17 protein-coding genes are annotated in these 20,431 nt (G+C 64.1%); 5 read left to right on the forward strand and 12 right to left on the reverse strand.

Annotated elements, in window-relative coordinates:
• From RUH75_RS15335 to RUH75_RS15360, 6 genes are all read right to left on the reverse strand, one after another.
• The coding region (locus RUH75_RS15335) for an acyl-CoA dehydrogenase family protein (RefSeq protein WP_313807513.1) at positions 1-483 on the reverse strand (483 nt) is incomplete at its 3' end.
• 23 nt (positions 484-506) lie between these two features.
• The gene (locus RUH75_RS15340; RefSeq protein ID WP_313807515.1) at positions 507-1,331 is read right to left on the reverse strand and encodes a MaoC family dehydratase N-terminal domain-containing protein; all 825 of its coding nucleotides are present in this window, start codon (positions 1,329-1,331) and stop codon (positions 507-509) included.
• Positions 1,328-2,536 (reverse strand): CoA transferase, encoded by a 1,209-nt coding sequence (locus RUH75_RS15345; protein ID WP_313807519.1) that lies wholly within the window; start codon positions 2,534-2,536, stop codon positions 1,328-1,330. Before RUH75_RS15345 ends, RUH75_RS15340 begins: the two co-directional genes overlap by 4 nt.
• Before the next feature lie 4 nt (positions 2,537-2,540).
• Complete coding sequence (locus RUH75_RS15350; RefSeq protein WP_313807521.1) at positions 2,541-3,554, reverse strand: NADP-dependent oxidoreductase; 1,014 nt, start codon at positions 3,552-3,554, stop codon at positions 2,541-2,543.
• A 10-nt stretch (positions 3,555-3,564) separates the two neighbouring features.
• Positions 3,565-4,710: an acyl-CoA dehydrogenase gene (locus RUH75_RS15355; RefSeq protein ID WP_313807523.1), complete on the reverse strand. Its 1,146-nt coding sequence runs from the start codon at positions 4,708-4,710 to the stop codon at positions 3,565-3,567.
• A 26-nt stretch (positions 4,711-4,736) separates the two neighbouring features.
• The gene (locus RUH75_RS15360; protein ID WP_313807525.1) at positions 4,737-5,918 is read right to left on the reverse strand and encodes an acyl-CoA dehydrogenase family protein; all 1,182 of its coding nucleotides are present in this window, start codon (positions 5,916-5,918) and stop codon (positions 4,737-4,739) included.
• Positions 5,919-6,170: 252 nt separating this feature from the next.
• Between RUH75_RS15360 and RUH75_RS15365 the strand changes: the two genes are divergently transcribed.
• On the forward strand, positions 6,171-7,397 hold the full coding sequence (locus RUH75_RS15365; protein WP_313807527.1) for a cytochrome P450: 1,227 nt from the start codon (positions 6,171-6,173) through the stop codon (positions 7,395-7,397).
• A gap of 17 nt (positions 7,398-7,414) precedes the next feature.
• Positions 7,415-7,606, forward strand: coding sequence for a ferredoxin (locus RUH75_RS15370; RefSeq protein ID WP_313807529.1), 192 nt, complete (start codon positions 7,415-7,417; stop codon positions 7,604-7,606).
• Between the two features lie 88 nt (positions 7,607-7,694).
• Here the strand turns inward: RUH75_RS15370 and RUH75_RS15375 are convergent, their stop codons facing one another.
• Together RUH75_RS15375 and RUH75_RS15380 are read right to left on the reverse strand one after the other, a co-directional pair.
• Positions 7,695-9,170, reverse strand: a complete 1,476-nt coding sequence (locus tag RUH75_RS15375; protein WP_313807586.1) for an aldehyde dehydrogenase family protein — start codon at positions 9,168-9,170, stop codon at positions 7,695-7,697.
• A gap of 4 nt (positions 9,171-9,174) precedes the next feature.
• Positions 9,175-10,566, reverse strand: a complete 1,392-nt coding sequence (locus RUH75_RS15380; protein ID WP_313807531.1) for an MFS transporter — start codon at positions 10,564-10,566, stop codon at positions 9,175-9,177.
• Between the two features lie 396 nt (positions 10,567-10,962).
• On the opposite strand from RUH75_RS15380, the gene RUH75_RS15385 reads away from it, so the two are divergent.
• Complete coding sequence (locus tag RUH75_RS15385; RefSeq protein WP_313807533.1) at positions 10,963-14,013, forward strand: TonB-dependent receptor domain-containing protein; 3,051 nt, start codon at positions 10,963-10,965, stop codon at positions 14,011-14,013.
• Positions 14,014-14,332: 319 nt separating this feature from the next.
• Positions 14,333-15,676 carry a UDP-glucose/GDP-mannose dehydrogenase family protein gene (locus tag RUH75_RS15390; RefSeq protein WP_313807535.1) on the forward strand — a complete coding sequence of 448 codons (1,344 nt, stop codon included), beginning with the start codon at positions 14,333-14,335 and terminating at the stop codon, positions 15,674-15,676.
• A 200-nt stretch (positions 15,677-15,876) separates the two neighbouring features.
• On the opposite strand, the gene RUH75_RS15395 is transcribed toward RUH75_RS15390, so the two are convergent.
• The gene (locus tag RUH75_RS15395) at positions 15,877-16,179 is read right to left on the reverse strand and encodes a hypothetical protein (protein WP_313807537.1); all 303 of its coding nucleotides are present in this window, start codon (positions 16,177-16,179) and stop codon (positions 15,877-15,879) included.
• Between RUH75_RS15395 and RUH75_RS15400 the strand changes: the two genes are divergently transcribed.
• On the forward strand, positions 16,163-17,308 hold the full coding sequence (locus tag RUH75_RS15400) for a family 16 glycosylhydrolase (protein WP_313807539.1): 1,146 nt from the start codon (positions 16,163-16,165) through the stop codon (positions 17,306-17,308). The genes RUH75_RS15395 and RUH75_RS15400 overlap by 17 nt on opposite strands.
• Here RUH75_RS15400 and RUH75_RS15405 read toward each other — a convergent pair.
• From RUH75_RS15405 to RUH75_RS15415, 3 genes are read right to left on the reverse strand one after another with little or no spacing between them, the layout of a single operon-like run.
• Positions 17,293-18,213: a glycosyltransferase family 2 protein gene (locus RUH75_RS15405; RefSeq protein ID WP_313807541.1), complete on the reverse strand. Its 921-nt coding sequence runs from the start codon at positions 18,211-18,213 to the stop codon at positions 17,293-17,295. The genes RUH75_RS15400 and RUH75_RS15405 overlap by 16 nt on opposite strands.
• Positions 18,213-19,298, reverse strand: coding sequence for an acyltransferase (locus tag RUH75_RS15410; RefSeq protein ID WP_313807543.1), 1,086 nt, complete (start codon positions 19,296-19,298; stop codon positions 18,213-18,215). Before RUH75_RS15410 ends, RUH75_RS15405 begins: the two co-directional genes overlap by 1 nt.
• On the reverse strand, positions 19,295-20,425 hold the full coding sequence (locus RUH75_RS15415) for an endo-1,4-beta-xylanase (RefSeq protein ID WP_313807588.1): 1,131 nt from the start codon (positions 20,423-20,425) through the stop codon (positions 19,295-19,297). The genes RUH75_RS15410 and RUH75_RS15415 overlap by 4 nt, the downstream gene beginning before the upstream one ends.
• Positions 20,426-20,431: the final 6 nt, after the last annotated feature.

Below are 20,431 nucleotides of genomic sequence, written 5' to 3' on the forward strand. Positions count from 1 at the left end.
GCTGGTGCGCGGGGCGTTGGTGATGAAGCGCTTGGTGCCGGTGATGCGGTAAGTGTCGCCATCCTGAATGGCGACGGTGCGCAGTGAGGCCGCGTCGGAGCCAGCCTCCGGTTCGGTGAGGCCGAAGCTGGCGATCGCTTCGCCAGTGGCGAATTTGGGCAGCCACTCACGCTTCTGTTCCTCTGTGCCGTCCATGACGATGCCCTGGCTGCCGATGCCGACCGTGGTGCCGATGACCGAGCGGAACACGACCGAGGCGCGGGTGATTTCGCGGATGATCGCTGCTTCCTCCGCCATGGTGCAGCCAAGGCCGCCAAATTCCTCTGGCACGGAGATGCCGAACAGGCCCATGTCGCGCATCTGCTGGATGATGCGTTCGGGGACGGCGTCGGCTTCCTCCACCTCATCCTCGGCGGGGATCAGCTTTTCGGCGACGAAGCGCTGGACGGTGGTGCGGAACAGCTCGAACGTCTCGGCGTCCATGGTGCAATCTCCTCTCTGGAACTTCAGTAAGCGACGTCCGCCACCATGGCGTCCATTCCGTCGCAGCGAATGGCGCGGCAGCGGCCGCCCTCATCCTCGCGCAGCAATATGCTCTGCCCCTGGAAGAGCGGCGCGACGGCGCGGAAGGAGAAGCGGCTGGGGGTGCGTCCCCCGCGCCGCGCATGGCCGAACAGTTTCGCGGCGGTGAAGGGGCCATGGATCACGAGGCCGGGATAGCCTTCCCCCCCGGTCGCATAGGGCAGGTCATAATGGATGCGGTGGCTGTTGAAGGTGACGGCGGAAAAGCGGAACAGGTCGACCGTCGAGGGGGTCCATGCCACGTCATCCGCCTCCGCGGGGAAAGCGGCGGGCGCGATCGCGGGCGTGGCGGCGCCGGCATCGCGATAGACGATGGTCTGGACCTCGCGCAGGCGTTCGCTGTCGGCCTGGAGGATGCGATGCTCGACGGTCAGCAGGACCAGTTCGCCGCTGCGCCCGGATTTATGGACGACATCCTGCACGATGGAGATGCGGGTGGCGTCCCGATCGAGCAATAACGGCCCGCTGAAGCGCATGTCCGATGCAGCGAACATGCGGCGGGGCAGGCTGACCGGGGGCAGGAAGCCGCCGCGCCGGGGGTGGCCGTCCGTGCCGATCCGGTCGGCGGCGGCGACAGGCAGGAAGAAGGCCCAATGGGCGAGCGAGGGTTGGACTTCCTCGACGTTGAGTTGTTCGCCTATGGCCGCGGCGTAGCGGGTGAGGGCCTGGACATCGAGTGGTTCAGTGCGGCTCTCGGTCCTGCCGATCCAGCTGCGCCAATGGGCGATATCGGCGTCGGTCACGCTCATGCCACCAGTCCTTCATCATGCAGCCGTCCGATGGCGCCGCTGTCGAGGCCGAGGACGGAAGCGAGGACCTCATCGGTGTGCTGGCCCAGTTTGGGCGCGATGGCGACAGGGCCGCGCGCTTCGTTTGCCAGCGTGCCTGCCGGACCGGATGCGGGATAAATGAGGCCGCTCGGATGGCTTAGCGTTTGGAACAGCGGGTTGGCGGTGAACAGGCGCGGATCGGTCGTCACGGCCTGATGCAGCGTCTGATATTCGCCCCAGGTGACGCCGCCTGCGTCGAAGGCGGGTTTGAGCGCTTCGGCCGTCCGGGTGGCGAAGGCAGTTTCGAACAGGGGGAAGAGGCGGGCGCGATGGGTGAAGCGCGTGCCCTCGTCCTTGGCGAAACTGATACCCAGTTCGGTTTCGATCGCGCCGATCGCATCGCTGAGGTCCAGCGTCTTGAGCAGGCCGGTCCACTGGCGGGGGGTGATGGCGACGACGATCAGCCGCCTGCCGTCCGCTGTCACGAAATCCCGTCCGAAGGCGCCGAACAGGTCATTGCCCATGCGGGGGCGATCACCGGCGGACAGGACTTCCGCGACCGATCCCAGATGCGAGAGGCTGGAAGCCGCCAGATCGGACAGGGGAACGCGGATTTCAGCGCCCTCTCCGCTGATCCGGCGGCGGAGCAGGGCGGAAGTCATGGCAAAGGCGGCATAGGCCCCACCCAGCAAGTCCCATGCGGGAAGCACATGGTTGACCGGGCGATCGTCATCGGCTGGGCCGGTCATCTGCGGCACGCCGACCGCCGCGTTGATCGTATAATCCACCGCCGGCGATCCATCCGCCCAGCCCATCACCCGCACGGTGATGATATCGGTGCGCCGGGCTGCCAGTGCTTCATGACTGAGGAAGCCCTTGACCGGATAGTTGGTGAGGAACAGCCCGGCATTCTCCCCCGGCGCGGTCGCCAGCGCCACCGCCAGTTCGCGGCCTTCGGGGCGGCCAAGGTCCAGGGCGATGGATTTCTTGCCCTTGTTCAGCCCCTCCCAATAGAGGCTGTCGCCATTGGGCGCGACCGGCCAGCGGCGATGGTCCGGGCCGCCGCCGATCGCGTCGAAGCGGATCACTTCCGCGCCCATCTGCGCCAGATGCAGGCCGCAGGACGGCCCGGCGATGAAGGCGGCGCCCTCCACGACGCGCAGGCCTTTCAGCAATTCATACATAGGCTTATCCCAGCTTTACCATGGTGCGGCCGATATTCGCGCCGGTGAACAGGCCCCAAAAGGCGTCCAGCGCCCTGTCGATCCCTTCATAGACGGTTTCCGCCGAGGCCATTTGCCCGGTGGCGTTCCAGCCCGTCATCCGCTCCACCATCTCGGCCTCAAGGTCCATATGGTCGAGCGCGATGAAACCCTCCATGCGGATGCGCTTGGTCATGATCATGGTCAGGTTGCGCGGCACGACCGGCGCGTCGGTGACATTATATTGCGAGATCATGCCGCACACGGCGAAGCGCGCGAAATTGTTCGCCAGCGACAGCGCCGCCTGCAAATGATCGCCGCCGACATTCTCGAAATAGACGTCGATGCCGCTGGCGCCGATGGCTTTCACCTCGCGGGCGAGCGCCTTGGTGAGATTGGGTTCCGCCTTATAGTCGATGGCGGCGTCGACCTTCAGCACGTCGCGCAGGAAAGCGGTCTTTTCCGGGCCGCCCGCCGATCCGATCACCTTGCAGCCGATATTGCGCGCGATCTGGCAGGCGATCGAACCCACCGCGCCCGAGGCGGCGGAGACGAACACCACGTCGCCCGCCTTCAACTGCGCGATCCGCATCAGCCCGGCATAGGCCGTCAGCCCCGGCATTCCGGCGAAGCAAAGGTAGGCCTGAGAAGGCAGGGCGGCCTTGTCCCGCTGCTGGAGCGCGCTGGCGGGGGCGTTGAAAACCTCCCGCCAGCCGAGGCGCGAAAAGACGAGGTCGCCCGGCGCGAAAGCCGGATCGTTGGAGGCGATGACCTCCCCGATCGCGGGCCCCTCCATCGGCGCGTCGAGCGCGAAGGGCGGGACATAGCTTTTGGCGTCGCTCATCCGCCCGCGCATGGCGGGGTCGACCGCCATCCAGAGGTTGCGCACCTGCACTTCGCCGGGTCCGGGTGGGGGCGCGTCGATGGTGACGGTGGCGAAGTCTTCCGCTTGCGGCGTGCCGACAGGGCGGCGCTTCAATTGAATTTCACGCGATTGCATCGACCCCGCCTCAATAGCCATTGAGCCGCGCCCAACGCTCGCGATGCCAGGCGGTCGAGCCATAGCATTGCGCCGCCACCCGCGCGCGCTTCAGATAAAGACCCGCATCATGCTCATGGGTCATGCCGATGCCGCCATGCAGCTGGACCATCTGCGCCGAAATATTGTGCAGCGTCTCTCCCACCGTCGCCTTGGCCAGCGAGGCGAGGGCGGGAAGGGCGGGATCGTCCGCATCGATGGCGTCCAGCGCCACCTCCACCGCCGAACGGGCGAGCTGCAATTCCCCGAACATCTCCGCCGCGCGATGCTGTAGCGCCTGAAAGGAGCCGATGATCGCGCCGAATTGCACGCGGGTCTTGAGATAATCGAGCGTGATGTCGAAGGCCTGGGAAGCATTGCCCAGCATTTCCGCCGCAAGGCCTATGGCCGCCCGGTCGAACAGCGTGTCGAGCAGGTCGGCGCCCTTGCCCACCTCGCCCAGCACGGCATCGGCGCCCACGGCCATATCATCGAAGGTGAACAGGGCAGGTCGGCGCGCGTCGATCTGGTCCAGTGCCTGGCGCGTCAGGCCGGAAGCATCGCATTCCACCAGAAAGAGGGTGATCCCGTTCCGGTCGCCCGGCGCGCCGCCGGTGCGGGCGGCGGCGATGGCGAAGGTCGCGATCATGCCGTCCTGCACGGGCCGTTTGATCCCGTTCAGCACCCAGCCGTCGCCGGAAGCCTTCGCCGTCAGCGCAATCTTCTCGCGCCCATGCTGTGGCCCTTCCTCCGCCGCCAGCGTGCCGATGGCCGATCCATCGGCTATGCCCGGCAGCCAGCGCGCCTGCTGCGCCGCCGTGCCGCCCAGCCGCAGCGCAGACGCCGCCACCAGCCCGGAACTCAGCAGCGGCGAAGCGCCAAGCGTCCGGCCCAGTTCCTCCAGCACCAGCCCCATGCTGCGATAGCCGAAATCCGATCCGCCATGCGCTTCCGGCACCAATATGCCGGCCCAGCCCATCTGCGCCATCTCTGCCCAGGTTTCAGGATCATGGCCCCGCGCATCGGGCCGTCCGCCGCCATCATGGCCATAGAGCGACCGCAGCGCCGTCACGGGCAGGCGATCGCGCACCCATTCCGCCGCCATGTCCTTCAGCATCTGCTGTTCTTCGTTCAGCATCCTCCCGATCCCATCCTTATCGTTTCTCAGGCCGGCAGTTCCAGCGTGCGCTTCGCCGTGATGTTGTTCTGGACTTCGTAGCTGCCGCCGTAGATCGAGAAGGCCTTGCTGTGCAGCCAGGCCCGCGCCGCTTCCTGTTCGGCTTCAGTATAATGCTCGTCCGACCAGCCAAGGCCATTGGCGCCCATCAGTTCGATCAACAGTTCGGCCCGGTCCTGAATGATCCCCGACCAGAGATTCTTGAGCGCGGACACGCCATTGCCGGGGCCGCCGCTGTTCGCTTCCCGCGTCAGGCGCGCGACGGTCGCCAGATAGGCTTCGTGCCGCATCGCGTTGCGGACCATGCGCGTCCGCAGATCGGGACTGTCGATGCGTCCCTGCGCATCGGTTCCGCAATATTCATGGGCCAGCGGGGCGAGGGGCGTGATTTCCGCCTTCACGTCCGACAGGCTGTTGCGTTCGAACTGGAGCAGGCGCTTGGCGATGGACCAGCCCTGATTGACCTCGCCCACCAGATTGCCCTTGGGCACCTTCACATCGTTGAAGAAGACCTCGCAGAAATGAGTGGAGCCACTGATCAGGATGATCGGCCGGGCCTCTATCCCTTCGGATTTCATGTCGATCAGCAGGAAGCTGATGCCGCCCTGCTTCCGGCTGGTGTCGGTGCGGACGAGGGCGAAGCACCAGTCGGCCTGATCGGCGCCCGATGTCCATATCTTCTGTCCGCTGACCAGCCAGTGATCGCCCATGTCGATGCATTTGGTCTGGAGCGAGGCGAGGTCGGACCCCGCGCCCGGCTCCGAAAAGCCCTGGCACCAGCGCCGTTCATTGGTGGCGATGAAGGGCAGATGCGCCTGCTTCTGTTCCTCGCTGCCATATTCCAGCAGCGTCGGGCCGAGCATCATCGTGCCATAGCTGCGGATCGGGTTGAATCCGCCGATCGCCGCCAGCTCCTCGCCAATGATCTTGCCATGCGCTTCCGTCAGGCCCGCGCCGCCATAGCGCGGGTCCCATGTCGGCACGCCCCAGCGCTTTTCCGCCATGCGTTCGCGCCAGAGGCACCAATCGGCGTTGGATTCCGCCGCGCGCCGGTCGCTGACGAAATGGATGGACGGGGCATTGGTCAATGAAGGCGGGAAATTCGCCTCCAGCCATGCGCGCGCTTCCTCGCGGAATAGCTGCGCTTCCTTTCCCTCCAACCCGGCCATGCATCCTGTCCCTGTTCCTGCGCATGGGAGCATCCTGCTTCCATGACCGAATCCTTATGCCAATTCTGCACCGCTGGCTAGGCATAAATTGCACTAGAGGATAAAATTGGCGACGATCGGCCTTCATCATGACGGTGATGGTTGACAGGCTGCTCCTGCGCCATAAACTGTACTCAAATGCAAAATTCATGAGATCGGTCGATGCCTCCGGCGATTCGCGGGGGCGCCGTCCGCACATAGGAGAGAGCGCATATGGAAACCTTTGCGTCCCAACCGGTTCCGGCCCATGTTCCGCCGGCCATGGTGGGGGATTTCAGTCTGTTTTCCTCCCCCGGCATGCAGCCGACGCCCAATGGCGATCCGCAGGCCGCGGCGGCGATCGTGCATCAGGGACCCCGCATCTTCTATTCCCCGGTCAACACCCGCGACGGGCGCGGCACCTGGGTCATCACCCGCGCGCAGGATCAGCGCCGCGTGTTGCAGGACCCGGAAACCTTCTCTAGCCACCGCAGCATCTTCGCTTCGGCGCTGGGCGAAAACTGGCCGATGATCCCGCTGGAACTCGACCCGCCCGAGCATGGCAGGTTCCGCTCGCTGCTCAATCCGCTGCTGTCGCCCAAGCGGGTGATGGCGCTGGAAAGCGCGGTGCGCGAGCGGGCGATCTTCCTGATCGACAGGATCGCGGCGGCGGGCACGAGTTGCAATGTGATGGAGGATTTCGCCTTTCCCTTCGCGGTGAACATCTTCCTGCGCTTCCTGGGGCTGTCGGACGATCGGCTGGACGAATTCGTTACCTGGGCCAATGAGTTGCTGCATGGCGATAATGTCCAGCGGCCCGCTGCGGCCCGCACCATCATCGCCTTTATCGATGAGTTGTCCGCCGAACGGCGCAAGCGGCCGGTCGACGACTTCATGTCCTTCCTGGTCCAGTCGAAGATCGATGACCGGCCACTGACCGATCAGGAAATCCGCGGGACCGGCGTGTTGCTGTTCGTCGCGGGGCTGGACACGGTGGCGGCGGCGATCGGGTTCGACCTCAATTATCTGGCGCGGCATCAGGACGATCAGGCATTGCTGCGCGGCGATCCCTCCCGCATCGTGCTGGCGGCGGAGGAATTGCTGCGCGCCTATCCGACCGTGCAGATGATCCGGGTGGCGACGAAGGATGTGGATTTCGAAGGCGCGCCGATCCGCAAGGGCGATTATGTGTCCTGCGCGACGATGATCGCCAATCGCGATCCGCTGGAGTTTCCGCATCCGGAAAAGATCGACCTCACGCGGGAGGATAATCGCCACACCGCCTTCGCTTATGGTCCGCATCGCTGCCTTGGGTCGCATCTCGCCCGGCGGGAGATCGTGGTCGGGCTGGAGGAATGGCTGAAGCGCATCCCCACATTCCGCATCAAGCAAGGCACCGCGCCGATCACATTTGGCGGACATGTGTTCGGCATTGAAAACCTGATCCTCGACTGGTCCTGAGGAGGAGGAGAAGTCCCATGAAAATCATCGTGCACAATGACAAATGCCAGGGCCATGCGCGTTGCTGGGCCATGGCGCCCCATATCTTCGAACTGGATGATGAGGGCTATATCAAGCCCGGCGACATCGACGTGGCGGAGGCGGACGAGAAGCTCGCCTGGAAGGGCGCGAAATCCTGCCCGGAACGGGCGCTGGAGATCGGGAAGTGAGGGGCTGAAGGAATGGTGTACTCCTGCGAAGGCAGGAGCCCAGTTCAGAGGGCGGGACTGGGTTCCTGCCTTCGCAGGAACACGGTGCTCAAGTCCTGATCCAGACGCCCTTGGTCTGGAGATAGGCGTCGATATGCTCGAAGCCGCCCTCGCGCCCGAAGCCGCTCATCTTGTAGCCGCCAAAGGGCACGGACGGGTCCATCGCGAAATAGTGATTGACCCAGATCGACCCTGCCCGGATGCGCTTCACCGCGGTCATGGCCTTGCCTATGTCCTTCGTCCACACGCCGCCCGCCAGGCCGAAGCGCGTCGCATTGGCGCGGGTGATCACCTCATCGAAATCGTCGAACGGCATGATGCAGGAGACGGGACCGAAAATCTCCTCCCGGGCGATCCGCATCTCGTCCTTCACATCCGCGAAGATGGTGGGCGCCACCCAATGGCCCTTGTTGAAATCGCCGCCCGTCACCCGTGCCCCGCCCGTCACCAGCCGCGCGCCTTCCTGCGGGCCGAGTTCGAGATAGGAGGAGACGCGGGCATATTGCTTCGCTGACACCAGCGGGCCGATCTGGGTATCGGGGTCCAGGCTGGGACCGACATTCAGTCCTTTCGCGAAGGTGGCGATGCGCTGGACCATTTCCTCATAGACCGGGCGCTCCACGAAGAGCCGCGTGCCCGCCGCGCAGACCTGTCCCGAATTGTTGAACACGCCCATCGCCGCTGCTGGCGTCGCCATGTCGAGATCGGCATCGGCGAAGATGATGTTGGGCGACTTGCCGCCCAGTTCCATCGTCACCTTCTTCACCGTTCCGGCGGAGGCGGCGATGATCCGCTGGCCGGTTTCGCAGGAGCCGGTGAAGGCGATCTTGTCGACATCGGGATGGGCGGAGAGGGCGCCGCCGGTGCCGCCCGCGCCGGTCACGACATTGACGACGCCCGGCGGCACGCCCGCCTCCAGGCAAAGCTCGCCAAAGCGAAGCGGGCTGAGGGAGGCATCCTCGGCGGGCTTCAGGACGATGGTGCAGCCGGTCGCCAGAACTGGCCCGACCTTCCACGCCGCGCTGAACAGCGGCCCGTTCCAGGGGATGATCGCGCCGACCACGCCGACCGGCTCGCGCAGCGTGTAGGAGAGCAGGTCGACCGGAAAGCTGTTGGACAACGTCTCGCCATGGATCGCTGTCGCCGCGCCCGCAAAATGGCGCAGCGATCGTTGCAGCATCCCGCGCAATCCCCGCGCTGCGGTGATCGGGCGGCCCATTTCGATGCAATCGAGCAGGGCCAGATCATCGAACTCCGCGTCGACCAGATCGGCAAGCTTCAACAGAACGGCTTGCCGGTCGGCGGGCTTGAAACGGCTCCATGGTCCTTCAAAGGCCATGCGGGCGGCGCGGACGGCACGGTCCACATCCTCCGCACCCGCCAGCGCCAGTTCGGCCACCAGTTCGCCGGTGGACGGGCTGAAGCTCTGGAACGTCTCGCCCGAAAGCGCTTCGACATGCTTGCCGTCGATCAGCAGCTTCTTGAGCTTGCCGTCGATAAAGGCGGGGCGGCGGGTTTCGATCATCGGATCATCCTCTGGCAAGAGCGTCATGGGCGCGGCGCATGGAGGCGCGGCCGAAAGCGAAAAGAAGCGCGGCGGGCAGCAGCACACAGAACACGCTGATGACGAGCGACAGACCGACCTTCATCTCGTCGCCCAGCACTTTATCCGTGACGAGGCCGATAAAGGCAGGGCCGCCCGCCATGGCTATCAGCCCCGATGCCAGCACATAAAGCGCCGACACGCGCCCGCGCAGATATTGCGGCGTCACGACCTGCACCGTCGCGGGTCCCATGCTGGAGGTCGAGAGGATCAGCGCCATGAAGCACCAATAACAGGCGACTGTCGCCCAGGGGCTGCTGACCAGAAAGGCGGCGATGCCGAAGGGCGCGGCGGCCAGCACCGTCAACAGGCACCAGGAGAGATGCGCGTCGCGCTTCCCCCGGCGATACAGCCGGTCCACCGTCCAGCCATGCAACGGGATCAGCGCCGCGGCGCCGATCTGGGCGAGGCCAATCACCGGACCGATCCGGCCCGGCTCCCAGCCATGGACCCGCGCCAGATAAACCGGCGTCCAGAGCTGGAAGCCGATGGTCGCGGCATAGGCAAGGCCGAAGCCGACGAACGTGGCCAGATAAAGCGGTTTGTACTCGCGCATATAGGCCCATGCCTCGCCATAGCCTGCACCTGTGCCGACCGCCTTGCGCCGGGGCGGTTCGCGAAAGACGAAGACAAGGAAGGCGAGAGCCAGGCCGGGCGCGCCGGTCATGATGAACACCTGCTGCCACGGCTGGAGCAGGCCGAAGACCGGCCAGACGGCGGGTCCCGCCTTCATCGCGGCGGCGACGATCGGGCCGCCGAACAGAAACACGATGCCCGCGCCCATCACCCCGCCCATGATGAAGACGGACATGGCGAGCGACACCTTGTGAGACGGAAAGCTGTCACCGACGACCGAATAGCTGCCGGTGCCGAAGCCCGATTCGCCCGCGCCGACGCCCGCGCGGGCCATGGCGAGCGCGGCAAAGCTGCCCGCCAGGCCGCAACTGGCCGCGGCGATGCTCCACACCGTCACCGACAGATAGAGCACGACTCGGCGGCTGAACCGGTCCAGCGCCATGCCCAGCGGAATGGCGCAAAGGCAGAAGAGAATGGCGAAGGCCGGACCCTGCAAAAGGCTGATCTGAAGATCCGAAAGACCCAGATCCTTTTTGATCGGCCCCACCATTAAGGCCATGATATTTCGATCGGTTAATGATAGGATGTAGAGCAGGAACAGGATCGCGACCGTCAACCAGCCCATGAGAGGCGAAGGAAAGCGGTCCTGCTCAAGGAGAGGGGTGGTGATGTCGGATGAGGCATCTCCGTGCGTGCTGCTTGATCCAGGCGATGCCGGCATCGTCGTGGTAGCCTGCATCATGGCTGCGCAATCCCTCTGGAACTGGCGCGCGCTGGCTGATGGTCCTGCGGCAAGGCTGCTCTCCATATCTTATCCGGCCACATCTTATCGGGCGGTCCTCCGTCCGGGCTTCGCCGCCTGGGCCTCTATAACACACATTTTTGCACAGCAGGTCAATATGTGTTCCGCAACGCGCGCTCGTGGCGGGGGCGGCGGGTCGGCTGGGTTCGCGGATTTCGTTGAAATTTCGGGAAAGGAGCAAGAGACGGGATATTTGGAGTAAACTTTTCCCACCGGTGCAAAATTAGTTGACATCAGCTTCGGGTGGGATAACTATAAAAGTGCACACGGGGATAATAATGATCAAGCCGGGTGGCTTTGCCTGGTCAAGATCATGCAGGGAGAGGAAAAGGAAAGATGACGAAGAACAGCCTGTTCGTATCGTCGCTGGCCGTGAGCGCCAGCATCATCGCGATGGCGGTGCCCGCATGGGCGCAGGAAACCGCCGCAGCGGCACCCAATCAGGAAGAAGCGACGCCCCAGGCCGCAGGGCCGGCGAACAACGCCGATATCGTCGTGACCGGTTCGCGCATCGTCCGCGACGGTTATACCGCGCCGACTCCGGTGACGGTCGCCTCGACCGAGGAACTGGCGAAGACGACGCCGTCGGGCGTGGCCGACGCGCTGAACAAGCTGCCGCAGTTCAACAATTCGCTCAGCCCGTCCAAATCGGCCAACAACTTCTCGAACCTGCCGATCCACGGCAATGTGCTCAACCTTCGCGGCCTGGGCACGCCCAGCAACAACCCGAAGGGGCCGCTGCGCACGCTGATCCTGTTCGACGGCATGCGGGTGTCGCCCACCGAATATGTCGGCACCATCGATACCAACGTCCTGCCGCAGCTGCTGATGCAGCGCGTCGACGTGGTGACGGGCGGCGCTTCGGCCCAATGGGGGTCCGATGCGGTCGCAGGCGTCGTCAATTTCATCCTCGACAAGAAGTTCACCGGCTTCAAGGGCGTGGCCCAGGCCGGCGTCGACCAGCGCGGCAATAATGGCAATCAGCGGCTGGGCGCTGCCTGGGGATCGGATTTCGCGGGCGATCGCGGCCATGTGCTGCTGAGCGCGGAATATTCCAACAGTCGCGGCATGCTGCGGCAGGATCGCGACTTTTCGACGCAGGGCTATAATTTCGTCGGCAGCGTGACGAGCACCTGCACGCTCGCCGCGAATGGCCAGTCCCGGACGTGCACGGCGGCGCCGGGGACCGCCGCCAATCCCTATGCGATCGCGTCGGATATCCGCATTTCCGCCCTTGCCGCCAATGGCCGCATCGTGGGATCGAGCGTGGTCGGCAATCCGTTCGTGGGTCAGGTCATCAACAATGACGGTTCGACCCGCGCGTTCAACCTGGGCACCGTGGTCGGCACCACCGGCTTCCAGCAGGGCGGTGACGGCTACAAGATTCCGAACGACACCAACGCGATTTCTCCGCTCAAAAATTATAACGGCTTCGGCCGCATCAGCTATGACCTGACGGACGACATCAATTTCTTCGTCCAGGGCGTTTATGCCCGCAGCAAATATCATTATTTCACGCAGGGCAACTCGCTGATCCCGGCAACGGAATCCGCCCGCATCTACAAGGGCAATCCCTATCTTTCGACGGCGCTGGATTCGGCGCTGGCAACAGCCAATGACTATTATGTCGTGGGCCAGCAGGATGCGGGGCAGCCCAAGCCGATCGCTTACGAAAAGACCGATTACTGGACGGCGACGACGGGCCTCACCGGCAAGTTCGCTGATTTCAACTGGCAGGTCACCTATAATCATGGTGACTCCAAGCATTCGATGGACAATGTCGGCCTGTACGACAATCAGAAGCTTTATGCGGCGCTGGATGCCGTGCGTAATCCGGCCAATGGCCAGATTACCTGCCGCGTCCTCCTCGATCCGGCCTATGCCTCGAAATTCGCGGGCTGCCAACCGCTTGACGTGATGCATGGCGATCCGTCCAAATCGACCCCGGCGGGCTATGCCTATGCCACCGGCACCTCGAGTTATCGGGCGCGCTTCAAGCAGGATGCCTTCGCCGCGAATATCAGCGGCAGCCTGTTCGATCTGCCCGCCGGTCCCGTCGATGTCGCGGTGGGCGTCGAATATCGGCGCCAATCGCTGCGGCTGACCAGCAACGCCGATCCGGCGCTGCTCGACACCAATGTCGAACGCGAGGCCTATTTTGCGGGCTTGCGCGGCGTGCCTCGCGCCGAATCCGCGACGGTTCCCTATCCGACCGGGCCGATCAACACGCTGTTCTACTGGCTGACCAATGTAGGTTCGGGCGCGGGCAAGCTGAACGTCAAGGAAGCCTATGCCGAAGTCGCGGTGCCGATCCTGAAGGATGCGCCCTTCTTCAGGGAACTGAGCGTCAATGGCGCGATCCGCGTCACCGATTATTCGACGTCGGGCACGGTCAAGACCTGGAAGGTTGGCGGCACCTGGAAGCCGGTCGATGACCTGCTGCTGCGCGGCACCTATTCGCATGACATCCGCGCGCCCAATCTGTTCGAGCTTTATGCGGGCGCGCAAAGCGGCATCGGTATCGTCAACGACCTTAAGAATGCCGCCGGAACCTATGGCAGCGGCCTGAATGTCAACACCAACACGGTGACGGCAGGCAATCCCGATCTGAAGCCGGAAGTGGCCGACACCTATACCTTCGGCGCGGTGTTCTCGCCCAGCTTCCTGCGCGGTTTCTCGGCCTCGATCGACTATTATAATATCAAGGTCGACAAGCTGATCGACTCCCTGTCGGCGCAGCAGATCCTGACCAACTGCCTGAATGCAGGCGGCTCGGGCGTGGCGGAGTGCGATCTGATCGATCGCGCGTCGCCGACCAGCTTCCCTTCGTTGGTCCACCTGACGCCTGCGAACATCGCCTTCCTGAAGACGGCGGGCATCGACTTCGATTTCACCTATCGCACGGCGGTCGGGAACGGTGGCCTTGGCGTTCGCCTCTACCTCAACTATCTCGACAAGTTCGATGCCCAGCAATATGCGGGCGCGCCGGTCGCCCATTATGCGGGCGTCAGCGTCGTCACCAGCAATCCGCAGGGCTTCCCGCGCTGGCGCGGCAATCTGACGGTCGATTATACCAACGGGCCGTTCGGCCTGACCATCGGCGAGCAATATATCGGCAAGATGCGGCTTGATATTCCGGGCGGCGCCACGCCGATCCAGTTCGTCAATCCGAAGGTCAAGCCGGTCTGGTATACCGACCTGACGCTGCGTTACACGATCCCGAACGGCAACGGCAATTTCGAGTTCTTCACGACGGTCAACAACCTGTTCGACAAGGACCCGCCGCTGATCCCCGGCACCGTTCCGGGCGTCAACCCGCCCACCAATATCTCGGTGTACGACATTGTCGGCCGCGCCTTCACGGCGGGCGTGCGCGTCAAATTCTAAAGCTCTTCCGGGCGAGGGAAGCGGGGCGGGGGCAGCGATGCTCCCGCCCTTTTTCCGTGTCTAAGCCTCTGATCCGCGCCCATATGTGTTCTGGGAGCGGCGGGCTGCGTTGCATCCTTGCTGCGCGCGGCGGTATGTTGCGCTGCGTCAATGGTCGGCTGGGTCCGGCCACTTGGGCATCGGGCTCGGTCGCCTGAGGTCCAACCCATGATGAGGGGTGAGGGTCCATATATCCGGGGTTTTCCGGAGTGGAATCGTGCGCCTCTTTGATCATCGGTTGACCGTCGGTCGAACTGCCGTTTGAAGAAGGAGAATATTGATGCGGATCGTTATGACCGGATCGGGCTATGTCGGCCTGGTTTCCGGCGCGTGTCTCGCGGATTTCGGCCATGATGTCATCTGCGTGGACAAGGATGCGCGCAAGATCGAACTGTTGCAGGGGGGCGGCGTGCCGATTTACGAGCCCGGCCTGGCCGACCTGATCGCCCGCAATGCGAAGGCGGGGCGGTTGACCTTCACCACTGATCTTGCCGGATCGGTTAGTCAGGCCGATGTGGTGTTCATCGCCGTGGGGACGCCCGCCCGCCGGGGTGATGGCCATGCCGACCTCAGCTATGTCTATGATGCCTCGCGGGAGATCGCGGCCAATCTGAAGGGCTTCACCGTCATCGTCACCAAGTCGACTGTCCCCGTCGGCACCGGCGATGAAGTCGACCGCATCATCCGCGAAACCAATCCCGATGCCCAGTTCGCCGTCGCGTCCAACCCCGAATTCCTGCGCGAAGGCGCCGCGATCCAGGATTTCAAACGCCCCGACCGTATCGTCGTCGGCATTGAGGACGAACGCGCCCGCCCGGTGATGGAGGAGGTTTACCGCCCGCTCTATCTCAACCAGGCGCCGATCCAGTTCACCGGCCGCCGCACCAGCGAGCTGATCAAATATGCCGCCAACGCCTTCCTGGCGATGAAGATCACCTATATCAACGAGATGGCCGACCTGTGCGAAAATGTCGGCGCCGATGTTCAGCAGGTGGCGCGTGGCATTGGCCTTGATAACCGGATCGGTTCAAAATTCCTCCACGCCGGGCCGGGCTATGGCGGCTCCTGCTTCCCTAAGGACACGCTGGCGCTGGTCAAGACGGCGGAGGATGCGGGCGCGCCGATCCGCCTCATCGAAACGACCGTGGCGATCAACGAAAGCCGCAAGCGGGCCATGGCGCGCAAGGTGGTGGCCGTATGCAACGGTTCGGTGCGGGGCAAGACGATCGCCGTGCTGGGCCTGACCTTCAAGCCCAATACCGACGACATGCGCGACGCGCCGTCGATCGCGATCATCCGGGCCTTGCAGGACGGCGGCGCGCAGGTCCGGGCCTATGATCCGGAAGGAATGGACGCCGCGCGGACGATGATGTCCGACGTGGAGTTCTGCGACAATCCCTATGTCGCGGCGGAAGGGGCTGCGGCGGTCGTGCTCGTCACCGAATGGGATGCGCTGCGGGCGCTCGATCTGCCGCGCCTCAAGGCCAGCATGAGCGGTGATGGACTGGTCGATCTGCGGAATATTTATCGCCCTGCGGACGTCGAAGCGGCCGGTTTCACTTATGTCAGCGTCGGCCGTGGCGCCACGCCCGAGTTTGAGGAACTGCTGCAGGCAGCGGAATAGGGTGCAAACAACCCCCCTCCCGCTTGCGGGAGGGGGGAAGCGCGTGTCTTTCACGAAAAAGGGGGCAATGTCCGCAAATCATACCGGATTTGCAATAAAGCCTGGTTTCCCTCATTTTCCTTTACGTATTCCAGCAATTCGTCGCAAATAATCAAACATTGCGACGAGTCGTTATTGACCGGAAGTTTTTATTAACCTTCTTAGAAGACCCTATTGGGGTTTAACTTCGGGGGTCGCAAAATGCCTGTCAAAATGACTGGCTCCATTTTTGGAGCCGGAATATCCGTTTTTTGCATTTTCGCAGCGGGCGCCGCTACGATCATGACTAATGGATCGACATCGAATACGACGTCGACAACAACCACAACTTCGCAGTCGTCCACGACCGCAAGTTCGACATCCACAACGACGTCGACGGCGAGTGGTTCCACCACAGCGGAAACGGCTTCGGATTTTTCCGATTTCGACTTCGCCAATGGGACGAGGTTGCCGGAAAAAGCCACGCTGTCGCTGGGCAATGCCAGCTTCCGGCCCGGCAGCGGCGTCGCCTATGTGCCGGTTACGCTGGATCGGCCGACGCCCAATACGGTGATCGCCCGCGTCGTCACGGTCAATGGTTCGGGCACTTATCGCGCGCTGTCGGGTTATAACTACCAGACCGTCGACACGGTGGTGATATTCCGTCCGGGCGATCCACTGGTCCAGAGCGTCGCCGTGCCGATCATCGCCGCTACGGATGGGCAGCAGTTCCAGCTCAAGTTGCGCGAGGTGCCCTGGGGCGGCCTCCAGGGTCAGGCGACCGCGACGATCACGGCCAGCAGCACGGCCGGAGCGACCGCCAGGGCGACGGGGACCTTCCGCGAGCCGCGCAAATTCGCCGCGACCGGCACGCTCCAGTTCGAATTGCTCAAGGAAACGCATAAGCGCTCGCCCGATGGCGGGTGGGATCGCTGGGCGACCTCCCTTGCCAATGGCCGGACGCAGACCGCCAATGGGGAAACGGGGCTGTATCTCGACTCTTCGCTGTTTCCGGGCATCGAAGGTCCGGTCTATTGGGGCGCGAACGGGCTGGTGCTGCACAGTCAGAAGCTGAAGACGCCGATCAGCTATGGCGGCCAGACCTGGTATTATGGGTCGTCGGTGCTGGATGGCCGCAATTTCCTGGCGTCGCAGATTGGTTATGGCCAATATGAATGGGAAGCGAAAATGCCCAGCCGCCGGGGTTCATGGCCGGCCTTCTGGCTGGTTTCGACCAGCGGATGGCCGCCGGAGATCGATATTTACGAGGGCTTCGGCTATCAGAGCTATTGGGATTTCGACCGGCATGTCGCGCACACCATCCATGTCGGCGCCAACAGCACCCGCTATGATGCGCGGGGGGTTACGATCCAGACGCAGCAGGCCTATGGCCTGAGCGGCTATTCGCAGGATTTCCATCGCTTCGCCGTGGATATCCAGCGCGATTACATCACCTGGTTCGTGGACGGCGTGGAAACCTACCAGTCGGTCAACCCGTTCAGGGGCTTCCGCTTCTATCCGATCATGGACGTCGCGGTGAAGACGACCGGTGCTTATGACGACGGTTCGGGCGACATGACCATCAGGAGCTTCAGCATCTACAGCGCGCCATAATGGTTCTGGGCGCCTCCTGCGAGGGCATAGAGGCGCCCCCAGCTCTTGATCCACTGTCCGGCAATGTCGACGCGGCGCGCGCCGGGCAGCAGCATGGCGGTGAGCCCCGCCGTGCGCAGGGCGAGAATGGCGAGCGAGCGGGCGAGCAGCTTCGCCGTTCCGGCGCGGCCGGGCAGGGCTTTCCGCCGGGCCATCGTTTCGGTGCAGCCAATGCGCCACATGCGGCGCAGCACCCAGGACAGGCGCGCCCGTTCCACCGGCACCCATTCGCTGACCCGCGCATCGGGCGACCAGCCGAAACGCGCGCCCGCGTTGCGAAGCCGGGCCAGGAAATCCAGATCCTCGCCGCCGCTGCGGTTGAAGCGGGGGTCGAAAAAGGGCGCATCGATCATCGCGAATGCCCGGCGGCTGACCAGCAGGTTGTTGCTGGCCCACAGCATCGGTGTGGCCCCCCATGGCCGTTCTTCCGGACGGAAGACCAGGGTTTCCCTGGCCCAGCGCGGCGGATGGCCGACAAAGCAGCTGTCGACCGGCCCGGCGACGACATCCGCGCCGACCTGCGCCTGGCAGATCAGCAGCGCGTCCAGCCAGCCCGGCTGGGGCCATTCATCATCGTCGATCATCGCGACGAAGCGCATGGCGGGATCGGAGAGCGCCGCATCGGCAATGGCATTGCGCACGGCGCAGAGGCCCGGCTGCCCCACCGTCAGCAGCGTCAGGGGCAGGGCATAGCCGTCTGCCTGCAGTTGCTGCGCGACGGCCGCGCCGTCCTGTCCGTGGGGATCATTGTCCGCGACCAGAACCATCACATCATGGCGGCCCGCCACGCCCGGCAGGGTCTTGAGCAGATGCGCGAGCCGGTCAGGCCGGCGGAAGGTCGGGATGGCGATCCATATGGCAGGCATCAGGCGGTTGCCTTCCGCGCGGGCTTGCGCGACCGGCCGCCGCGCTGGAGCCATTTGACGAGCCGATGCCCACGCACCTCGACCAGCGCATAGCTCGCCCAGCAGAGCAGCCATGTCGCGACCAGCATCCCCGCCACGAACAGCCCGTCGAAGCCGGTCATGCCGTGTTTATACGCCACGCCCATGGCGCGCGCCGCCATGTCGCGGACCAGCGGATGCCACAGATAGATGGAATAGCTGATAAGGCCCAGATGGAAGCTGACCGGATTGGCCATCACCGCCCGCGCCGCCGCGCCGTTATAATAGCAGCTCAGCACCAGCAGCGGCATCAGGCAGACCACCAGCACATCGGCCTTGCCCGGCAACAGCAGCGCCAGCGTCAGCAGTCCGCAGGTAATGGCAAAGCCGCCCGTCCGGTCGACCAGCCGCCTACACCAGTCCTTTTCCGCGCAGCGATAGGTGAGGACGCCCAGCGAAAAACCCGCAAGGCAGCGCAGCAGGGTCAGCACCGTATCGCTGTCATTGACGTCGAGCGGCCCGCTCGATCCCAGCCCGGACGAGGCGACCAGCGCCAATATGCCGACGCAGAGCAGTCCCTGCACCCATGCCCAACGCGTGAAGGCGATGATCGCGATCAGCGGATAGATGAGATAGGCGGCGACTTCCGTGCTGACGGACCAGCTGTTGCCCGCAATCGGCTCCGTGCCCCACCCCCAGCTCTGCACCATGAAGATGTTGCTGACGACATTGGGCAGGTCGAGCGCGATCGCCTGATTGCCCGACACGTTGAGGATGATCCGCGCCATGAACACCAGCGTCACGATCAGGTGCAGCGGCCAGACGCGCGCCATGCGGTTGACGAGGAAATCGACATAGCTCGCCCGGCCCGGATGGTTCACGACCCGGTCGTGATAGCCGAAGGAGATGACGAAGCCGCTCAGGATGAAGAACAGGTCGACCGCCAGATAGGCCCGCGAAAACAGGGGCAGGCGAAAGGCTTCGAACGTCGGATTATGCGGTATGTGATACAGCAGCACCGATACCGCCGCGACGCCGCGCAGGCCGGTCAGAGAGGAGATCCTCATGCGCGGCTTCTCCCGATGGGCGGCGCGGCATCGAAGGCGGCGGCGATGGCGTCCCACAACGGCTTGCGGCGCATCTGCCCATCCAGTGGCAGGCCGCGCGACAACTGGCCGTCGGCCCATTTATAATCCTTGAAACTGGACAGCCAGCTATAGCGGTCGGACAGACCCCAGCAGAGGATGGAGCGCATCGCCGGATTGTCGAGCGCCACGTCCAGAAAGGCCTTGGCCACGGCTGCGACTTCGCCATCGCGCTTGCCGGGGTTGGGCGGGCCGCCCTTGTCCGCGACGTCGAATTCCGTCACCGACAGCGCTAGGCCATAGCCGCGCAGATCGTCCAGGAAGCGGGCGAAGCGGGCCTGATCGAACCCTTCCTTATAGGGTTTCAGATGCCCCTGAATGCCGACCGCATCCACCGGAACCCCGCGCGCCATCAGCCGGTCGAGCAGCTTCAGCATCGCCGTCCGCCGCCGCTCGCAGCGGGGCGAGTCATGTTCCAGCCCGAAATCGGTCAGGAACAGCGTCGCCCTGGGGTCAGTCTCCCGCGCACGGTGGAAGGCGATGTCGATATAATCCTCGCCCAGCGCCTGCATCCACATGCTGTTGGCGCGCATGCCGTCGGCGCGGCCATCATTGGGCTCGATGGCTTCGTTGACCACGTCCCATTCGCTGATCTTGCCGGCATAGCGGGGCATGGCGACGTCGATATAGCTGGTCATCAGCCTCTCTCGCCCGGCGCTGTTGGCCAGCTTCAGCGCGGGTTCCAGCCATGGCGGCTGGGCCGCATACCAGACCAGCGCATGGCCGCGCGCGCGCATCCGATGGTCCTGCGCGAAGGCGATGATCTGGTCGGCGCCACTGAAATCATATTTGCCGGGCTTGGGCTCGGTCGTGCCGCGTTTCAGCTCATATTCCTCGACCACCATGTCGCATTCGCGGGCGATGGCGGCGGTGAAATCGGGATCTTCGCGCAATTGGCGGGACTTGATCGCCGCGCCGAAATAGCGGCCCGACCGTCGCGCATGGGCGGCAAGCCCCTCGGGCGAGACGCTTTCCTGCGCCCGGCTGGACGGCACGGGGGAACAGGCGCCAAGCGCCAGAGCGCCGGCGAGGAATTCACGCCGCTTCACCGACCC

The sequence above is a fragment of the Sphingobium sp. genome (assembly GCF_032153725.1).
Classification (GTDB): domain Bacteria; phylum Pseudomonadota; class Alphaproteobacteria; order Sphingomonadales; family Sphingomonadaceae; genus Sphingobium.